We start from the raw sequence: 18740 nt of genomic DNA, 5'->3' as shown, positions 1-18740 counted from the left end.
GCGTCACCCGATCGAGGATCAGGGTACTGCGCGCGACACCGTCCCCCCACCGCCGCGCGCCCGGTGACAGGAAGGACACCCCCATGGCCACCGCCGGCACCGACGCCTTCCGCGAGGCGCGCGACTTCCTGCTCGCGCACCGCGAGGACCACGACACCGCGTACGAGAAGTTCCGCTGGCCCCGACTGGACGAGTTCAACTGGGCGTTGGACTGGTTCGACGTGCTCGCCGAGGGCAACGACACCACGGCGCTCTGGATCGTCGAGGCGGACGGGGGAGAGGGGCGCTGGTCGTACGCGGAGCTGTCCGCCCGCTCCAACCGGGTGGCGAACTGGCTGCGGGCGCAGGGCGTACGGGCGGGCGACCGGCTGATCCTGATGCTCGGCAACCAGTTGGAGCTGTGGGAGACGATCCTCGCGGCGATCAAGCTGCGCGCCGTGATCATCCCGGCGACGCCGCTGCTCGGCCCGGCGGACCTGGCCGACCGCCTCGAACGGGGCGCCGCCCGGCACGTGGTGGTCGGCGCGGAGCACACCGGCAAGTTCGCCGAGGTGCCCGGCGACTACACCCGGGTCGCGGTCGGCGACCCCGTCGACGGCTGGCACGCCTACGCCGACGCGTACGACGAGTCCGAGACGTTCACGCCCGACGGGGTGACCCGGGCCGACGACGCGCTGCTGCTCTACTTCACCTCCGGCACCACCGCCCGGCCCAAGCTGGTCGAGCACACCCACTCGTCGTACCCGGTGGGGCACCTGTCCACCATGTACTGGATCGGGCTGCGCCCCGGCGACGTGCACCTGAACATCTCGTCGCCGGGCTGGGCGAAGCACGCCTGGAGCAACGTCTTCGCACCGTGGAACGCCGGCGCGACCGTCTTCGTCTACAACTACTCCCGCTTCGACCCGGCGGGGCTGATGGCGGCGATGGACCGGTGCGGGGTGACCAGTTTCTGCGCCCCGCCGACGGTGTGGCGGATGCTGATCCAGGCCGACCTGACCCAGCTGCGCACCCCGCCGCGGAGCGTGGTGGGCGCGGGGGAGCCGTTGAACCCGGAGGTGATCGAGCAGGTCGAGGCGGCCTGGGGGGTGACCGTCCGGGACGGCTACGGGCAGACCGAGACCACCGCGCAGATCGGCAACCCGCCCGGTACGCCGGTGAAGCCCGGTTCGATGGGGCGTCCGCTGCCCGGGTACGCGGTGACCCTGGTCGACCCGGTGACCGGCGAGACGGGCGACGACGGCGAGGTCTGCCTGGACCTGGCGCACCGGCCCGCCGCGCTGATGGTCGGCTACCACGGCGACGACGAGCTGACCGGCACCGCGATGCGGAACGGCTACTACCACACCGGGGACATCGCCTCCCGGGACGCGGAGGGCTACCTCACCTACGTGGGGCGCACCGATGACGTGTTCAAGGCGTCGGACTACCGGATCTCGCCGTTCGAGCTGGAGAGCGTGCTGCTGGAGCACGAGGCGGTGGCCGAGGCGGCGGTGGTGCCGTCACCGGACCCGGTGCGGCTGGCCGTGCCGAAGGCGTACGTGGTCCTCGCGCCCGGGTGGGAGGCGGGGGAGGAGACGGCGGCGGCGATCTTCGCGCACTCGCGGACGCGGCTGGCGCCGTACCTGCGGGTGCGGCGGCTGGAGTTCGCCGAGCTGCCGAAGACCATCTCCGGCAAGATCCGGCGGACCGAGCTGCGCGCCGCCGAGCGGGACAAGCACGCCGACGCGCAGGCGCGTCCGGCCGGCGAGTACCGCGAGGAGGACTTCCGGTGAGCCAGCCCTCGTACGCCAGCGGGACCTCCGACGCCCCGCTGCTCGGCGACACCATCGGCGCGAACCTGGCCCGCGCGGTCGAGGCGTACCCGGACCGGGAGGCGCTGGTGGACTGCCCGAGCGGCCGGCGGTGGACGTACGCCGAATTCGGCCGCGCGGTGGACGAGCTGGCCCGCGGCCTGCTCGCGGCGGGGGTCGGCAAGGGTGACCGGGTCGGCATCTGGGCGCCGAACTGCCCGGAGTGGGTGCTGGTCCAGTACGCGACCGCGGCGGTCGGCGCGATCATGGTGAACATCAACCCGGCCTACCGGCGGCACGAGCTGGAGTACGTGCTGAACCAGTCCGGGGTGAGCGTGCTGGTCTCCTGGCCGAGCTATCGGAGCAGCGACTACCGGGGCATGGTCGAGCAGGTCCGGCACGCCTGTCCAGGTCTGCGGCGGGTCGTCTACATCGGGGAGTCGAGCTGGGACGAGCTGGTCGGCGGCGCGGTCGCGGTGCCGGCGGAGCGGCTGATCGAGCGGGCGGGGCGGCTGTCCTGCGACGACCCGATCAACATCCAGTACACCTCGGGCACCACCGGGTTCCCGAAGGGCGCGACGCTGTCGCACCACAACATCCTCAACAACGGCTACTTCGTCGGCGAGCTGGTCCGCTACACCGAACAGGACCGGGTCTGCCTGCCGGTGCCGTTCTACCACTGCTTCGGCATGGTGATGGGCAACCTGGGCGCGACCAGTCACGGCGCCTCCATCGTCATCCCGGCGCCGACGTTCGACCCGGCCGCGACGCTGCGCGCGGTCGCGGCCGAGCGGGCCACCTCGCTGTACGGGGTGCCGACGATGTTCATCGCCGAACTGGGCCTGCCCGACTTCGCGGGCTACGACCTGTCCAGCCTGCGGACCGGGATCATGGCCGGTTCGCCCTGCCCGGTGGAGGTGATGAAGCGGGTCATCGCCGAGATGAACATGGCCGAGGTGTCGATCTGCTACGGGATGACCGAGACCTCCCCGGTCTCCACGCAGACCCGGCACGACGACGACCTGGACCGGCGGACCGCCACCGTCGGCCGGGTGCTGCCGCATGTGGAGGTGAAGGTGGTCGACCCGGCCACCGGGGTGACCGTGCCCCGCGGCGAGCCGGGGGAGCTGTGCACCCGCGGGTACTCGGTGATGCTCGGCTACTGGCAGGAGCCGGAGAAGACCGCCGAGGCGATCGACCCGGCGCGCTGGATGCACACCGGTGACCTGGCGGTGATGCGCGAGGACGGCTACCTGACCATCGTCGGCCGGATCAAGGACATGATCATCCGAGGTGGGGAGAACGTCTACCCGCGCGAGATCGAGGAGTTCCTCTACCGGCATCCGAAGATCTCCGACGTGCAGGTGGTCGGCGTCCCCGACGAGCGTTACGGCGAGGAGATCCTGGCCTGTGTGATCCTGCGCGACGGGCACGACACGCTGACCGTCGAGGAGGTGGCCGAGTTCTGCCGGGACCGGCTGGCCCACTACAAGATCCCCCGGTACGTCCGGGTGCTGGACGCCTTCCCCATGACGGTCAGTGGCAAGGTCCGCAAGGTGGAGCTGCGCCGCGCCGGCCTCGGCGAGGGCTGAGCCTCTCGCGGCCGTTGGCCCTCGGTCTCGGGGCACCAGGGTTCTGCCTCCACCGCTTTGCTCTGCTGCAGCCCACGCAACAGAGGCAGGTTCCGACTGTTGCCTCCGCTGCAGCAGAGCAAAGCGGGTCACGGAGACGTTCCCGCCCGCCTGTCCGACGACTTCGATCTCGTACCCGAGCTGGCCGACGACGGGATGGAGGAGTGGCTCAGGCCCGCCAGAACTGGCGGGGCGCGTACCCCTCGCGGCGCAGCCAGTGCTCGGTGTAGACGATCCGCTGCGCGGCGACCACCACCAACGGGCCGGTCGGCGGCTCGTCCAGCGGCCGGGACCGCTCCACGTGGTCGGACTGCCAGCGGAACGCCGGCCAGTGGTGGTCGAAGTCCGGATCGCCCTCGGAAAGCACCCGGGCCCGTCCGAAGACCTGTGCGCCCCGGCTGCTGGCCTGCCCGACCAGCGGCGCGAAGACGCCGATGGAGACCCGCGGGTCGGCGGCGATGTTCCGCATCTTCGGGGAGCTGCCGACCGCGGTGAACATGAGCGTGAAATCGAGGTGGTGGTAGCGCACCGGGGTGGCCAGCGGCCCGTCCGGGCCGGTGGTGGCCAGCACGCACATGTTCTGCGAGGAGAGCAGGTTGAGAATGCGCTCTTCCAGCCGGTCCCGGTCGAGTCGGGCGGTGGGGGAGGGGCCGGCGAGCCAGGGATTGGTGACGGGCATGAGTGATCATGACATGCGCCCGTCCCGGCCCGGGCCCACGTGACCGGCTGCCAGGGCTAGGCTGCGCGGGATGGGATCTCTGCTCGCCGTGACGGGGACGACGGGGGAACGGCTCGACGGGCGCTTCGCCCGGCTCTGGGCGGCCAGCACCATGTCGGCGCTGGGCAGCGGAATGGCCACGGTGGCGGCGCCGCTGTTCGTCGCCTCGAAGACCGACGACCCGCTGACCGTGTCGGCGGCCTCGGCGGTGGCGTGGCTGCCGTGGCTGCTGTTCGCGTTGCCTGGCGGCGTCCTCGTCGACCGGGTCGACCGGCGCCGGCTGATGGTCGTCATCGACTGGGTACGCGTCGCCGCCCTGGCGGTGCTGACCGCCGCGATCGTCACCGGCCGGGCCGGGGTGGCCCTGCTCTACGCGGTGCTCTTCGTGGTCAACGCCGGCGAGGTGGTGTTCCGCAGCGCCGCCCAGGCGATGCTCCCGGCCGTGGTGTCCCGGTCGTTGCTGGAGCGCGCCAACGGCTGGCTGGGCGGCGGCACCACCCTGACGCAGGGCATGATCGCCGGTCCGCTCGGCGGGTTCCTGTTCGTGCTGGCGGCGAGCATCCCGTTCGGCGTCAACGCCGCCACGTACGCGCTCAGCGCGGTGCTCATCGGCCTGGTCGGCGGGTCGTACCGGGGCGCGCCTCCGACGGGTGGCCGCCGCTCGGTCCGGGCGGAGGTGGTGGAGGGTTTCCGCTGGCTGCTGTCGCAGCGGCTGCTGCGCACCATGACCTTCCTGATCGGGCTGCTCAACGTCACCCTCACCGCCGCCATCGCGGTGCTGGTGCTGATCGCCACGCAGCGGCTGGGCCTCGGCTCGGTCGGCTACGGCGTGCTCTTCACCTGCATGGCGGTCGGTGGGCTGCTCGGTTCGGTGGTCGGCGACCGGCTGGTCGCCCGGATCACCGCCACCTGGACCATCCGGGTCGGCCTGCTGATCGAGGCCGGCCTGCACCTGGCCCTGGCGGCGTCCCGCAGCGCGGTGGTGATCGCGGTCGCGCTGTTCGCGTTCGGGGTGCACGGCGCGCTGTGGAACATGGTGTCGAACTCGCTGCGCCAGCGGTTGACCCCGGCCGCGCTGCAGGGCCGGGTGGGCAGCACCACCCTGTTCATCGCCGCCGGCGGCAACTGCCTGGGCGCGCTGCTCGGCGGGGTGGTCGCCACCCGGTTCGGCCTGACCGCGCCGTACTGGGTGGGGTTCGTGGTCGCCGTCGCGGTGACCGCGGTGACGTGGCGGGTCTTCGACCGGTCGACGGTCACCGCCGCGTACGCCGACCCGGCGCCCGCGCCGGACGACCGCCCGGCGACCGTCGCCTAGGGCGGACCGGAGGAGGGCGCGGTCAGGCGAGCGGTGGGACGGGCAGCACCACACCCTCGGCGGCGGAGCGGTGCGCCAGTTCGATCAGCGTGACGGTGCCGACCGCGTCGCGCGGGTCGACCGGCATCGGCGCGCCGTCGCGCAGCGCCGCCGCGACCTGGGCGTAGAAGTCCTGGTAGCGGCCGGGCTCGGTGGGCACCGCGTGCAGGTCACCGTCGACGCCGAGCCGGCCGTACTGCTCGGGCGGGACCTCGCCCCAGCCCGGCGCGTCCGGTCGGCCCCCGTCGCGCAGCGCCGCCTCCTGCACGTCCAGCCCGTACGTGGTGTAGCCGGCGCGGTCGCCGAGGACCCGCATCCGCGGGCCGAGCTGCGGGGTGACCGCGCTCATCCACAGGTGCGAGCGGACGCCGCCGGCGTGGGTCAGCGCCACGAACGCGTCGTCGTCGACCTCGGCGCCGGGCCGCCGCCGGTCCACCTCCGCGTAGACGTGCTGCACCGGGCCGAAGAGCTGCACGGCCTGGTCGACCAGGTGGGCGCCGAGGTCGAACAGGGCGCCGCCGGCCTCCCCGGGCGCGGCGCTCTCCCGCCAGCCCGGCTTGATCGCCGGCCGCCAGCGTTCGAACCGCGACTCGAAGCGGGTCACCCGCCCCAGCTCGCCCTTCTCGACGAGGCTGCGGACGGTCAGGAAGTCCCCGTCCCAACGGCGGTTCTGGAACACGGTCAGCGGCACCCCGCGGCGGGCCGCCTCGTCGACCAGCGCGCGGCTCTCCTCGGCGCTCGGCGCGAGCGGCTTGTCCACCACGACCGGCAGCCCGGCCGCCAGCGCCGCGCGGGCCATCGGGGCGTGCTGCCGGTTCGGTGTCGCCACCACGACCAGGTCGAGCTGGTCCGGGCCGCGCCACAACTGGTCGGCGTCGTCGACGAGCCGGGCGTCGGGATGCTCCTGGCGGGCCTGCTCCCGGCGCTGCGGGTTGGCCGTGACGATGGCGTCCAGCCGCAGCCCGGGGGTCGCGGCGATCAGCGGGGCGTGGAAGACCCGCCCGGCGATCCCGTACCCCAGCAACCCCACCCGCAGCGGCGCCTGCGCCATGCCGTCCCCCCGTTCCTCGATGACCCCCCGAATCTACGCGCAGCCCCAGCCGCCGGGCGGCGGGTCCCCCGGCGGGCGGCGGCCGGACGTGTGGCAGCGTGGCGGGGTGGACGCAACCCCGGTCGACGTCGACCTCGCGCTGGTGGGCGGCGGCGGCGCGGCCTCGCTGGTGCTGGCCGCCCTGGACCGGCGCGGGCTGTCCGGGCTGCGGGTGGCCGTGGTCGACCCGGTGCACAAGCGGGGTCAGGACCGCACGTGGGCGTTCTGGGACACCCCCGGCAATGACCTCGACCCGCTGCTCAGCGCGAGCTGGTCGCGGGTCGACGTGGTCACGTCGGCCGGCCGTCGCGTCCTGGAGCTGGCCCCGCTGCGGTACGCCATGCTCCGCTCCGCCCCGGTCTACGACCGGGCTGCCGAGGCCGAACGCCGCCTCGGCGCGATCCGGATCGGCGCGGCGGCCGGCGCCCTCGACGACGACGGTCACCGGGTCACGGTCCGCGACCCCGACGGCCGGGCGCTGGTCCGGGCCGCCTGGGTGCTCGACTCGCGCCCCCGCCCGCCTCGGCGGCCCGGGCGGACGAACTGGTTGCAGCACTTCCGTGGCTGGTGGCTGGCGGCCGACACGCCGACGTTCGACCCCGACCGGGCGGTGCTGATGGACTTCCGCACCCCGCAGCCCGCCCGGGGGGTCTCGTTCGGCTACGTGCTGCCGGTCAGCGACCGGTACGCCCTGGTCGAGTACACCGAGTTCGCACCCGCCCCGCTCACCGACTCCGGGTACGACGCCGCGCTGCGCGGCTACCTCGACCGGCTCGGCCTCGACCCGGCGGCGCTGCGGGTCCGGGAGGTGGAGAACGGGGTGATCCCGATGACCGACGGCCCGTTCGTCGCCCGCCCGTCGCCCCGGGTGGTCCGCCTCGGCACCGCCGGGGGCGCCACCCGCCCCTCCACCGGGTTCACCTTCTCCGCCATGCGCCGCCAGGCCGAGCAGGTGGCCGCGGCGCTCGCGGCGGGTCGGCCGCCGGTGCCGCGGGCCGCGTACCCCCGGCGGCACCTGTGGATGGACGCGGTGGCGCTGCGCGCCCTGGACCGGGGGCACGTCGGCGGGGTGGAGTTCTTCGACCGGCACTTCGACCGCAATCCGGCCGAGCGGGTGCTGCGCTTCCTCGACGGGGTCACCTCCCCGGCGGAGGATCTGGCGGTGATGCGGTCCAGCCCGCTGCTGCCGATGACCGGCGCGGTGCTCGGCGACGCCGTCGGCCGGCTCCGCGCCCGGATCCGCCGCCCCTCATGAGGTCATGTCCAGCAGCAACAGCGGAGCGGTGCTGGACTCGCGGCTGCCGTAGCTGCTCGCTGAGGCGCCGGTTGAGGTCAGACCGACGGTGAACGTGCCGTTCCCACTGACCAGGGGCGTGACATCGAGGGTGACCCAGGTGCCGGTTGTGGTCCGACCGGTGGCGGCGATCGAGGTGTTGTCGATCAGGGGGGCGTTGTTCCAGCTCGTCAACGCCTCCGACCACGTCGAGTCCGCGACCGGGCGGACGACGAACCCGGTGGACGAGCCGGCCGCGACCCAGAGCTTCAGGCGCGCTCGCAGCACGACGCCGGTCTGCCCGGACACCGTGAACTTCAGAAGCGCGTTCGTGACCGGATCTCCGTCGACCCGCAGGACCGTGGTGCTCCCATATCTGCTCGTGGGACTGGACTCCTTGACGTAGGTGTCCGCCACCGCCAGGACCGGCGTGGCGGCTGGCGTGGTGACCAGGGCCGGCGCGCTCCGGGCTGAGGAGTTTCCGGCCGCGTCGGAGGCGGCGACCAGGTACGTGTAGGAAGTCTCCGACAGGGCCGTGGTGTCGGTGAAGGTCACGCCCGTCGCGGTGCCGAGGGCCGTGCCGTTTCGGTACACCGTGTAGGCGGCCACGCCGACGTCGTCCGTCGCGGGCGCCCACGACAGCTCGACCCGGTTGGGTCCGGTGACCGAAGCCCGCAGGTTGGTGGGCACCGTCGGTGGGCTGGAGTCGGCGGCGGTGACCGTCACCTGGTTACTCGGGCCGGAGACGTTCCCCGCGGAGTCGGCAGCCGTAACCAGGTACGTGTGTGACGTGCCGGTGGTGCCGACCGTGTAGTCGGTGAACGTCTGGTCCGGCCAGATCCCCGCCAGGAGGCTTCCGTCGCGGAACACCCGGTACTGCGCGACCCCGACGTTGTCGGTCGACGCGTCCCAGGCGAGGCTGACCGCGCCGGGCTCCACGCCGGTGACCCTCAGGTCGGCCGGGGCCGACGGTGCCACCGTGTCGCGCACCGCGGTGACCACGTTGGATTCGGCGCCGGCGTTTGCCGCCGCGTCGAACGCTCGCACGCTCCAGGTGTGTGACTCGTTCGCCGGCACGGCGCTGTCGCCGTATGTCGTTGCCGTCACGGTCGCCACCACCACGCCGTCGCGGAGCACCGTGTATCCCGTGACACCGACGTTGTCCGTCGCCGGTGACCAGGTGAGGGTGACCGCATCCGGGGCGGCTGCGGCGGCGAGCCCGCCCGGAGCGGTGGGGGGCGTGGTGTCCGGGCCGAGGGTCGTCACGGCCACCGGTGGGGTGCGGGTGGAGCGGTTTCCGGCGGCGTCGACGGCATCGACCGTGTATGCGTACCGGGTCGCGCCCGCGACGGACGTGTCCGTCCACGAGGTCGCGGTCGCGGGCAGGTCGGCCGCCGCGGTGCCGTCGCGGAATACCCGGTAGCCGGTCACGCCGTAGTTGTCGGTCGCACCGGTCCAGGCAAGGCTCACGGACGGGGTCGGGTTCACGGTGGCGGTCAGGTCGGCGGGCGGGGTCGGGGCCAGCCCGTCGGCGCCCTTGCAGGAAACGGTCGACGAGTCGACGAGCGTCGTGCCCGTGGCGCCGGCCGCGTGGTACCGCACATCAGCCCGGTTGCCGAAGAGTTCCATGCGCACCGCGCCGTAGCTCTTGTTCGTCTTGACCACCCGGGCATCCGAGCTGGCGAAGCCCTGACTCGAATGGCCGCCGCCGCCCACCACGAGCTCGACTATGCCGTCGCCGGCGAGCGCGCCGCCCGCACCCATGGGCGCCCAGCGCTGGTAGTTGTGGTCGTGTCCGGTGACGAGCAGGGTGACCTGGTGGGAGGCCATGAGGTCCCACATGGCCTGCATCCGCGGCGCGGGGTCCTCAGACCCCACGCTGAACAGGGGGTGGTGCCAGAACACGGCTGTGCACGGGCTGCGGTTGGCGGCGAGGTCGTCAGCGAGCCATTCGTACTGCGGGGTGCCCGGCGCGACCTTGTTGTAGTTGCTGGTCGAGTCGACGGCGATGAAATGCCAGCCGTTGGCGTCGTAGCTGTAGTAGTGCGGAATGTTGTCCCAGAAATGGAAATAGCCCTCAGCCACGGAACCGTTGTATTCGTGGTTCCCGATGACGGGAGTAGTGACGCCGCGCAGCCGACCGTAGAATGCGGTAGGGCCGCCGTACCAGTTCTTGAACTCCGTCAGGGTGCCCTCTTCGTAAACGTCGCCGAGGTAGAGGAACAGGTCCGGGTCCCACCCGACGAGTGCGTTGGTGACGTTGACCGCGCTGGTCTCGCCGCCGGCACCGTCACCCACGGCGGCCACCACGAAGGGTTCCTGCGGACCGCGAGCGTGGATGGGCGGCACCGCCCATTGCCGGGTGTTCGGCGGGGTGGTCGCGTTGCCGTTGGCGAAGGTGGCGGTGATGACCGCTGCCGGGGTGACGTACCCGTCGCGCATTTTCGCCGAGACGCCGATCGCGTATTCGCCGTCGGCGAAGTCGGCGGTGGAGAGGGTGAACTGGTGCGGCGACTGGAAGTCCGTGAGCAGATGCTCGCCGTCCAGGGTCCACTCAGTCTTGGCGACGCCGGGGCTCGTGCCGACCGTCACGTTGACGGTCGCCACTACGAGGGCGTCGCCCACAATCGGGCTGCCACTCGATGGCTGGGTGAGGCAGACCAGCACCGTGTAGGTCCCCGCGTTCGACGACTGGCAGGTGGGAGAGGCGCTCTCCGCGCGACCGCTCATGGCCAGCGTCGTCCCGGCGATGCATACCGCGACGACGGTGGACGCGGCCGTGCGGCGGGTCTTGTTGCCTAGCTTCATCGGGTCTCCTTTTGACCGTTGCGGCTCACCTCCCCAGGAGCGGATCGTCATCAGAGGTCGGCGAAGAGGTCCTCCGTCCCGGTGCCGGTGGGTCGGTCGCGACGGGTACCGGCCGGTGTGGAGCGACGTCGGTGGAAGGCCACGCCGAGCGGTAACAGCACCACCGCCGCACCGGCGACCAGGAGTGCGCCCCAGGCGCTCAGCCCCCAGTGGGCGCCGTCGCCCGGCTCGCTGCTGTCCACCGGCACGTCCACGTCGACGCCCACTCCGAGCAGGTCGGCCAGCACGTTGATGTCGTCCGCGCCGAAGCGTTCGCTCGGCTCGATGTGGGTGTTCTCGCTGAACTCGTTCCAGCTGATCACCCCGATCGCGTCGGGTTGGGAGAGGCGCGCCGCGGCGAAGGAGGCCCGCAGGGTGTCGCCCTTGCGGCGCGGGACCTCGCGCTTGCCGCCGACCAGGCGGGCGTCGAAGCCGGGCGTCACCGGGGCGATCCACAATCCGCCTCGCCGGTGCACGGCCTGGGACATCTGCGCCAGCTTTCGCCCGGTGATACCGGTCACCGGGTCCACCGAGGACCAGTAGTAGGCCTGGCCGTCGAGCGCGGCCTGACTCGATTCGACATCCTCGAGGCTCTTGGCATTGCCGAGGACCAGCAGCTTCCCGCGTAGGCCGCCGACCGTTTCCTTGATCTGCGCGGCGGTGAAGCGGTCGCTGCCGGTCCAGACCACCACCGGCCGGCCGAAGATGTCGAAGACGGGGTCGGTGCCGTAGCGGGTGGCGAAGAACGACAGGTCCGTGCGGACGGTGTCGAAGGCCAGCGGGGTACGGGAGAAGTCGAGCCCCTGATACACGATGCCCAGGCGGAACTTCTCCTCCCGGGCCACCTCGACCAGCTTGGCCAGGCGCTCGTCGAGTTGCGGCGTGTGTTTCCACGACACCAGGAACCCGTTGATGCCGGCGGTCTTCGCCATCCGCACGTGCCGCCGCATGATCTCGGTGTCGTCGCTGGAGTAACGCCCGAGCAGCGGGTAATCGATCTTCGCCCGATTCCAGGAGGTCGGGTTGAACCAGATGTAGTAGTAGGCGAGGACCGGGACGGGAGCCACCGACGGGTGGGGGGTGTCGCGCCGGTGGCCCACCTCGGCGTGCGCCGTCCCCGACGGCAGCAGGGTGACCGCGAGCGCGGCGAGCAGCAGCACCAGGGTGACTGCGCCCTGGGCCGGCGCCGGCCGCCGGTCGCCCGCGGCCTGGACGTCCGGTTGGCGTGCGGCCGCGGGCCTCGTCCGCAACCGTCTGCGGTGCTGCGGTCGGGCACGCCGTGCCCGGGTTCGGACCATCAGGGCGCTGCCGGCGCGGCGCAGCCGGTCGAGCAGATGCGGCCGGCCGAGCAGCACCAGGCCCACCGCGACGACCAGCACCGCCACCATCACCAGGGTCAGGTCGGCGGCGCTGATCACGGTGAGCGTCACCTGCTGGTCCTTGCTGATGCTGACCGGGCGTCCGAACGACACGCCGCCGCCGAAGACGGTGATCGTGTACGTGCCGCGCGGCAGGTCGGGCACCAGGGCCGTGCCGTCCCGGCCGAACGGCAACCGCTGGATGCCGCCGTCGGCGCGGGTGAGCTCGATGCCGTCGCCGGCCTGCTGGGTGAAGAACATGTCGGTCGCCGTGAACGAGACTCGGAAGAAGAGCAACTGCACCACCCACGCCTGCTGCTCCCACGGCACGAACCGCTGCCCCGCACGGTTGACCACCGAGGTGCCGTCGACCATCGCGCTGTCGACCACGTAGTACAGCTGCTTGGACGTCAGGCCCTGTGGGCCCTGCTGGGTGCGGCTCTCCGAGACCCAGCGTGGCCGGGCCAGCTCGGCGCCGCTCAGGTCGTGGATCTCACCGGTGTTGCTGCGCAGCCGCATGGCGGTGACCCGGTCCGCGGGCACGGTGTTGCCGAAGCGGTCGATGAAGGTCCAGGAGACCAGGCGAGCGGTACGCACACCGAGCTCCACGACCTTGCCGCGCACGCCGGCGTCGACGTCGCCGCGAAAGCGGTCGAAGACGACCTTGCGATCCCGGCTGATCCGGGTCTCCGGAACCACGACGCGCTTGTCCAGATCGACGAAGTTGCGGACGTGGACCCGGATGCCGCCCTTGGCGTCGGACGTGGCGACCTGCCCGTCCACCTTCACCACCACGCCGGGCAGCGGGGGTACCGTCTGCAGCTGCAGCGTCCCCGGCTGCGCCGAGGCCGGCCGCGCAGCTGCGGCGGTGGGCAGCACGAGCACCGTCAGCACGGCCGCGGCCAGCGAGAGGACGACCGCCCGCGCGATCCGCCGGGTCACGTCCATCGCCGCCGCCTGAGCGCCGCGGCGCCGACCAGCGCCGCTACGAGGCTGCCCGTGACGGCGTACGAGGCGTACACGGGCACCGGGTCAGGTCGGGTGACGGCCGGGGGTGTGCGTTCGGTGCTGAGGAACGCCGCCGGCCGTGGCGGTCGATCGAAGTCGAAGGCGTCGAGAAACGTCTTCGCCTTGCGATCCCGTTCGGCCAGAGGTTTCAGCCGCCAGTTGACCTCGATGAACTTGAGCACGGAGGTGAAGTCCAGGGTGGTGGACTCGACGTGGCCGCGTCTCGCGTACGGGCTCACCAGCAGGGCGGGCACCCGGAAGCCGTATCCGTAGGCGTCGACCTGGGGAGGTGCGACGTGGTCGTACCAACCGCCCCAGTCGTCGTACGACCACAGGAAGGCCGAGGAGTTCCAGTTCGGTGAGCGCATCAGTTGGGTCAGCAGCGTCCGGACGAGGTTCTGACCGGCCCGGATGCTGCCGGGCGGATGCTCGCTGTCGCCGGCCGGGGCGATGAAGGAGACCGCGGGCAGCTGGCCCTTGGCGGCGTCGTCGTAGTACTCGTTCAGGTCCACGATCTTGCCGAACAGCCGTGGATCGTCGACGTAGCGTGCGTAGCCGAGCAGCGGCACCCAGATCACCTGCGCCCCGCGGTCGATGTCCTCTTCGCTGGCGCGGGACCGGAACGTGATCGTGGGGTCGTAGTTCTCCACGTAGAACTTCCAACTGATCCCGGCGGCCTCCAACCGGTCGAAGATGGTCGGGATGTCGCCCCAGCCCTCCTCGGGGATGGACTCCGAGGCTCCGGTGGCGCCGGGGCCGCCGGTCACCCGGAACATGTGGTTGCGGATGCTGCCCGAATTCGACGAGCTGAAGAAGCGGTCGAAGAGCACGTACTCGTCAGCGATGTTCCAGTAGTACGGCAGGTCGCGGTCGTCGTAATGGGCCATCGCGAGCGTGCCTTCCTTGCCCTGCGTGCTCACTCCCTCGACGAAACCGTCCATCCGGCCCTTGTTGTACTGCACCCGGAAGGCCTCCGCGGTGTGGTCGAGGTCGAGGCTGCCCAACTCGCCCAGGTGGAACGGCTTGACGCAGGGCTCGGCCTGACCCCGGCGCACCGGCATGCAGGTGCCCGGGGGGATCCCGTCGACCCCGGGCCGGGTACCGAAGTAGTTGTCGAAGGTGTGGTTCTCCTGCATCAGGAAGACGAAGTGGTCGATCGGTGTGGTGGGGCTCGGTGGGGGTGCCGGCCGCGGCGCGGCGTGCGCGGCAGTGGCCGGGTCCGCGAGCGCCAGCAGGCAGGTGATCAGCAGCACGCGGGTCAACAGGCGACCGGCGCGACGGCCGTGCGGGCGAGTGGGGTCGGTCATGGACGCACCTCGTAGATGATGACCACCGGAACCGGAACCCGAGCCCCCGTGGAGTCGGTCCCGTCGACGTACTCGGTGTGCACGACGCGCCCGTGGTAGCGGCGGATCAGGACCATCAACCGCTCGGAGAAGAACGCCGAGCGTCCGGCGGAGAACGAATCCCAGACGACGTACTGCAGGTCGTTGTGGCGTAGCCACCAGTCGGGGTTGGGCAGCGGCGCGTACGACGGGTTGCGCCGCAGCGGGTTCGGGCTGACCGACAGTCCGTAGCTGCGGCGGTGGCCGTAGTACTGGATGATGTTGGCCATTGACGGGCCGAGGGTGAGTACCACCGAACCGTCCGGCGTGTTGGCTGCCAGCCACCGGCCGGCCTCCCGGCCCCCCGGCACCCCGCCGGACCCGGCGAGGAACGTCGCGTTGTTCGCCCGGTTGACGGCGTTCCAACTGGGGCCGAGCAAGCTCAGGGTGACCACCGCGATCACGGCGGCCCGCACCGTCCGTATCGCCGTCGACGGCCGGGCGCCCGGCGACCGGACGGCCCGGCGGAGCAGGCGGCCCATCCGCTCGGGTACCGGTAGCGCGGTCAGCGCCCGGGCGGCGAGCACCGCGACGGGCGCCGCGGCGGGAAGCAGGTACTGGAAACCCTTGACGGGCCACAGCTGGAAGAACACCACCGGGGCGGCGATCCAGGACACCAGCAGCGTCTCCCGCCAGGAGCGCCGCCTGCGCAGCCACCACAGGCCGCCGACGGCCGCGGCCACCACCAGCAGGCCCATCGCCGCCGGCACGGTCTCGACGTAGAACCCCATCGAGTGGTTGGGCCGCCGGAACAGCTGCCACACCAGATAGCTGCGACCGGCTTCGGTGCGTCCGGCCAGCGCCTGCGAGACCGGGTGCGTCGCGAAGGCCAGCACCATCGGAGCGAGGGCCAGCACCGACAAGCGCACCGGCCGACGCACCATCGGCGTCAGCGCCAGGAACGCGTAGACGCCGCCGGCCAGGACGACGCTCGTTTCCTTCGTCAGCATCGTCACGCCCAGCATCGCACCGGCCGCGACGTACCACAGCACCTGCTGGGCTTGAACGAACCGCACCAGGCAGTACAGGGTGAGCGTCGCGAACAGGACCATCGGTCCGTCGAGGAGGACCTGCCGCGTGACGACCACGTGGTACGGCATGACGGCGATGAGCAGCGCCGCCACCAGCCCGACGCGCCGGCCGTAGAGCCGGGCACCCAAGAGGTGGACGGCCAGTACGGTGGCCACACCGAGCACCGCCACCACCACCCGCCCGGCCACGTCGACCTCGCCGGTGCGGAAGAACGGCGACAGGAGGGTCTGGAAGAGCATCGGATGGGCCCGGAAGACCGGAAAGAACGGCGAGTAGTTCGGGTTGCCGGCCAGCGAGGCGGCCTGCCCGGCGTAGACGGCCTCGTCGCTGTTGAAGCCGAGGGCGTCCAGTTGCCACACCCGCAGGAGCAGCGCCAGCGCCGCGATGGCGACGAGGGCGCCGGGCGCCGCCCACCGGCGCCACCAACGTTCCTGGCCGGCGCCCCCGGGGCGTGACGCCGGCTCGGGTTGGTCGACGGGGTGGAGCACGACCGTCGTCGCGCAACGGTCGTGCTTCACCTCCCCGACCGAGGATCGGGTCACGCTCACGCATGCGCTCCGCTCGGGGCCAGTGCCCCATTCCACCGTGGCCAGGTCGGAAGAATCACCTGCTGCTCGGCCGGCGGGTCCCCGCGGTCCTCCTGCAGCAGGCGCGGGATCTCGTCGGCCCAGCCGAACCGGTCCGAGGCCACCACCCGGCTGCGGACGTGGGACAGGAAGCCGGTAAGGATCTCCCGCTCCCGTTGGCGCAGTTGGACGTACCCCTGCCCGCCGACGGTGATCGCGGGCGCCAGGTAGCGGAACGGCGGGAAGCCGTACGCGTCGTCGGTGTTCTGGATCATCCGCTCCAGCGTCTCGCCCTGGCCGAGGTCACTGATCCGGGGCGTGCCGCGCTCGATGATGAACAGCTCCTCCACCCGGGTGCTGAGGCCGATGCGGCAGGGAACCAGCCGGTCGACGCTGTACTTCGGGGGCGGGACGAGCCGCTGGGTGATGGCGTTGATGCCCATGATCGGCAGGTTGAACCGACTCAGGGTCAGGGCCAGCGACCGGCCACCCTTGGAGTGCAGCCGGCTCTGGAACTGCAACCGGCGCCACTCGGCCGGGGTCAGGTCCTGGGCCTGCACCGCGCGCAGCGTGTGCGCGCTGATCGTCAGCGGCTTGGGGAAGCACATGGCGACGCCGTCGGGACTGATCAGGGTCATGTCGTCGGAGAGGAAGAGCCCGCCATGGTCGCGCAGCAGGCGCAGCACGGTGGCCGTCTTGCCCGTGTCGGTGAGGGCGGAGAGCATCACCCCGACGCCGTTCAGGCTGACGCACGCCGAGTGCAGGAGCATGTGACCCCGCGACACGAGCACGAACCGCAGCAGCGCTTCGATGATGTTGGTGTAGACCACGTGCGGTGAACGGGCGAGCAGCGGACCGACCTGAATGTCGATCGGCGAGCCGAGTTGGATCCGGAAGTTCGCGCCCAGCCGGCCCAGGTGCTCCTCGTACCGCAGGACGGACTGGTTGGCGTACTCGGTCATGGCGGCGCGGCGCCGCGGCCCCCGGCCTCCCACGTCGCTGACCCGCACCGCGATGTCGACATCCGAGTCGGCGATCCACTGGGCGCGGAAGAACTCCAGTTCGGGCAGCATGATCTGGGACCCGATGGTGACCACCCCGGCTACGTCGTACCGGTACTTGAGGTACTGGTACCGCTTGCGGGAGGGGGCGGCGGCGGCTTCGGGGGCCTCCAGGTTGACGAGCATGCGCACGGGATCGCGCCGGCCGGTGCTGCCCCCGGCATAGATGACCCGGTCGTTGACCAGGAACCGGACGAGGAACAGTGCGACCAGCGTGAGCGCGTTCGCCGTCAGAACCCCGACGCCGGCCCAGACCAGGGCCTGCAACAGCGGCAGGCGCAACAGCAACAGCAGATTGTTCAGCAGGAAGAAACGGCCCGCCCGTCCGGCCAGGGAGCCCTGTCGGTTGCGCCGGTAGATGAGGGCGTCGACGAGGACGAAGTTCCACGCCGTCGAGAGCTGGGTCGCCAGGGTGGCGCCCAGCAGGTGGTGCAGGCTGGCCGGCTCGTAGAAGAACCACAACGCGGCCGTGTTGACCACCAACCCGGACAGTCCGACCAGTCCGAAGGCGATCATCCTGCCCAGCTCCCGCAGCCGGTCCCGGCCGGCGGCCGGGCCCTCGCGCATCTGGCCGACCAGCCGCTGGCCGCGCAGCCGCCACAGGTGCCGCAGGAAGGTCAGCCCCTCCCGCACCGATGCCTTGGAACGGCCGGCGTGCCGGGGAGCCATCTCGTATGCGACTTCCGCGACCCGGGCGCCGGGGTGGCGGACGAGCAGTTCCAGCAGGACCTTGAAGCCGATCGGGTTCACCCGGTCCAGGTCGACGGCGGCCCGGCGGAACGCGAACAGGCCGCTCATCGGATCCGTGATGGTGGTCAGGCGGCGGGGGAAGAGGCTCTTCGCCAGCCGGGTCGCCCACGACGAGGTGGCCTCGCGGGCGGCGCCGCCGAGCCCTTCGTTGGAGCCCTCCCCGGCATAGCGGGTGCCGACCACCACGTCGACGTCGTGCCGCATCGCGATGCCTGCCAGACTCCCGGCCGATTCCGGCGGGTGCTGGAGGTCCGCGTCCATCACCAGGACCCACTCGCCGCGGGCGTGCCGCGCGCCGAGCACCACCGCGCCGCTCAGCCCGCCGGCGCGCTTGCCCGGCGGCCGGTGCAGCAGACGTACGGCGACCGGGGCGTCGGCCGCGTGCCGGGCCAGCACCGTCGGGGTGTCGTCCTCGCTGTCGTCCACGACGATGATCTCCGCGTGGAGCGGCGCGAGGGCCGGGCCCAGTCTGGACAGCAGCGCGGGAATGTTCTCCGCCTCGTTGCGGGTCGGCACGATGACGCTCAAGCGGATCTGCCGATCCGATGCGGGACGGTGCAGATAGTGCGGTGCGGGGTCTGACTCGCGCCCGTTCTGGCGTCGCCGGAGTTCGTCCCCCGGATTTCCGGGGGCTGCGTCGTCCGTACCAATCGAAGGTGTCTGTGCAACCTCGGTCATTCGACCCTCCATCAGTTGCTTCCGGGCAGTAACGAGCCGCCGGATATCCGGCTCAGAAATGGGCGAAAGAAGCGTGCCGTGCGGGAAATGTGCGCCGGACCGACACTCGTTCGGTCTCGGCTCGATCGGAAACGACGAAACGGCCGCGGGTTCGTCAGGACCTTACGAAAGGTGAACACGAGGTGTCCAACATTCA

At 71.7% G+C, this 18740-nt stretch carries 11 protein-coding genes; 4 read left to right on the top strand and 7 right to left on the bottom strand.

Annotated elements, in window-relative coordinates:
• Window positions 1-83 precede the first annotated feature (83 nt).
• The gene (locus ACFOYX_RS32485) at window positions 84-1775 is read left to right on the top strand and encodes an AMP-binding protein (protein WP_322438620.1); all 1692 of its coding nucleotides are present in this window, start codon (window positions 84-86) and stop codon (window positions 1773-1775) included.
• Window positions 1772-3385, top strand: coding sequence for an AMP-binding protein (locus ACFOYX_RS32480; protein ID WP_322438619.1), 1614 nt, complete (start codon window positions 1772-1774; stop codon window positions 3383-3385). Before ACFOYX_RS32485 ends, ACFOYX_RS32480 begins: the two co-directional genes overlap by 4 nt.
• 208 nt (window positions 3386-3593) lie before the next feature.
• Here the strand turns inward: ACFOYX_RS32480 and ACFOYX_RS32475 are convergent, their stop codons facing one another.
• Window positions 3594-4103: a pyridoxamine 5'-phosphate oxidase family protein gene (locus ACFOYX_RS32475; protein ID WP_322438618.1), complete on the bottom strand. Its 510-nt coding sequence runs from the start codon at window positions 4101-4103 to the stop codon at window positions 3594-3596.
• 70 nt (window positions 4104-4173) lie between these two features.
• Between ACFOYX_RS32475 and ACFOYX_RS32470 the strand changes: the two genes are divergently transcribed.
• Window positions 4174-5457, top strand: coding sequence for an MFS transporter (locus ACFOYX_RS32470; protein ID WP_322438617.1), 1284 nt, complete (start codon window positions 4174-4176; stop codon window positions 5455-5457).
• 22 nt (window positions 5458-5479) lie between these two features.
• Here ACFOYX_RS32470 and ACFOYX_RS32465 read toward each other — a convergent pair whose 3' ends face one another.
• Window positions 5480-6547, bottom strand: coding sequence for a Gfo/Idh/MocA family oxidoreductase (locus ACFOYX_RS32465; RefSeq protein ID WP_322438616.1), 1068 nt, complete (start codon window positions 6545-6547; stop codon window positions 5480-5482).
• A gap of 88 nt (window positions 6548-6635) precedes the next feature.
• Here ACFOYX_RS32465 and ACFOYX_RS32460 point away from each other — a divergent pair, with 88 nt between their 5' ends.
• Complete coding sequence (locus tag ACFOYX_RS32460; protein ID WP_322438824.1) at window positions 6636-7841, top strand: lycopene cyclase family protein; 1206 nt, start codon at window positions 6636-6638, stop codon at window positions 7839-7841.
• Here ACFOYX_RS32460 and ACFOYX_RS32455 read toward each other — a convergent pair.
• Genes ACFOYX_RS32455 through ACFOYX_RS32435 form a run of 5 tightly spaced genes read right to left on the bottom strand, consistent with a single transcriptional unit; the run spans window position 7836 to window position 18394 of the window.
• Window positions 7836-10667 carry a DNRLRE domain-containing protein gene (locus ACFOYX_RS32455; RefSeq protein ID WP_322438615.1) on the bottom strand — a complete coding sequence of 944 codons (2832 nt, stop codon included), beginning with the start codon at window positions 10665-10667 and terminating at the stop codon, window positions 7836-7838. The genes ACFOYX_RS32460 and ACFOYX_RS32455 overlap by 6 nt on opposite strands.
• A 50-nt stretch (window positions 10668-10717) precedes the next feature.
• The gene (locus ACFOYX_RS32450) at window positions 10718-13012 is read right to left on the bottom strand and encodes a hypothetical protein (protein WP_322438614.1); all 2295 of its coding nucleotides are present in this window, start codon (window positions 13010-13012) and stop codon (window positions 10718-10720) included.
• On the bottom strand, window positions 13003-14379 hold the full coding sequence (locus tag ACFOYX_RS32445) for an alkaline phosphatase family protein (protein WP_322438613.1): 1377 nt from the start codon (window positions 14377-14379) through the stop codon (window positions 13003-13005). The genes ACFOYX_RS32450 and ACFOYX_RS32445 overlap by 10 nt, the downstream gene beginning before the upstream one ends.
• A complete protein-coding gene (locus tag ACFOYX_RS32440) occupies window positions 14376-16037 on the bottom strand; it encodes a glycosyltransferase family 39 protein (RefSeq protein WP_322438612.1) in 1662 nt (553 codons plus the stop codon). The genes ACFOYX_RS32445 and ACFOYX_RS32440 overlap by 4 nt, the downstream gene beginning before the upstream one ends.
• Window positions 16034-18394: a glycosyltransferase gene (locus ACFOYX_RS32435; protein WP_322438611.1), complete on the bottom strand. Its 2361-nt coding sequence runs from the start codon at window positions 18392-18394 to the stop codon at window positions 16034-16036. The genes ACFOYX_RS32440 and ACFOYX_RS32435 overlap by 4 nt, the downstream gene beginning before the upstream one ends.
• Between the last annotated feature and the right edge of the window lie 346 nt (window positions 18395-18740).

The organism is Micromonospora sp. GCM10011541, from assembly GCF_042650725.1.
GTDB lineage: Bacteria > Actinomycetota > Actinomycetes > Mycobacteriales > Micromonosporaceae > Micromonospora > Micromonospora sicca.
The sequence above is the reverse complement of the archived record's forward strand: the minus strand, read 5'-3'. Positions and strand labels throughout refer to the sequence as shown.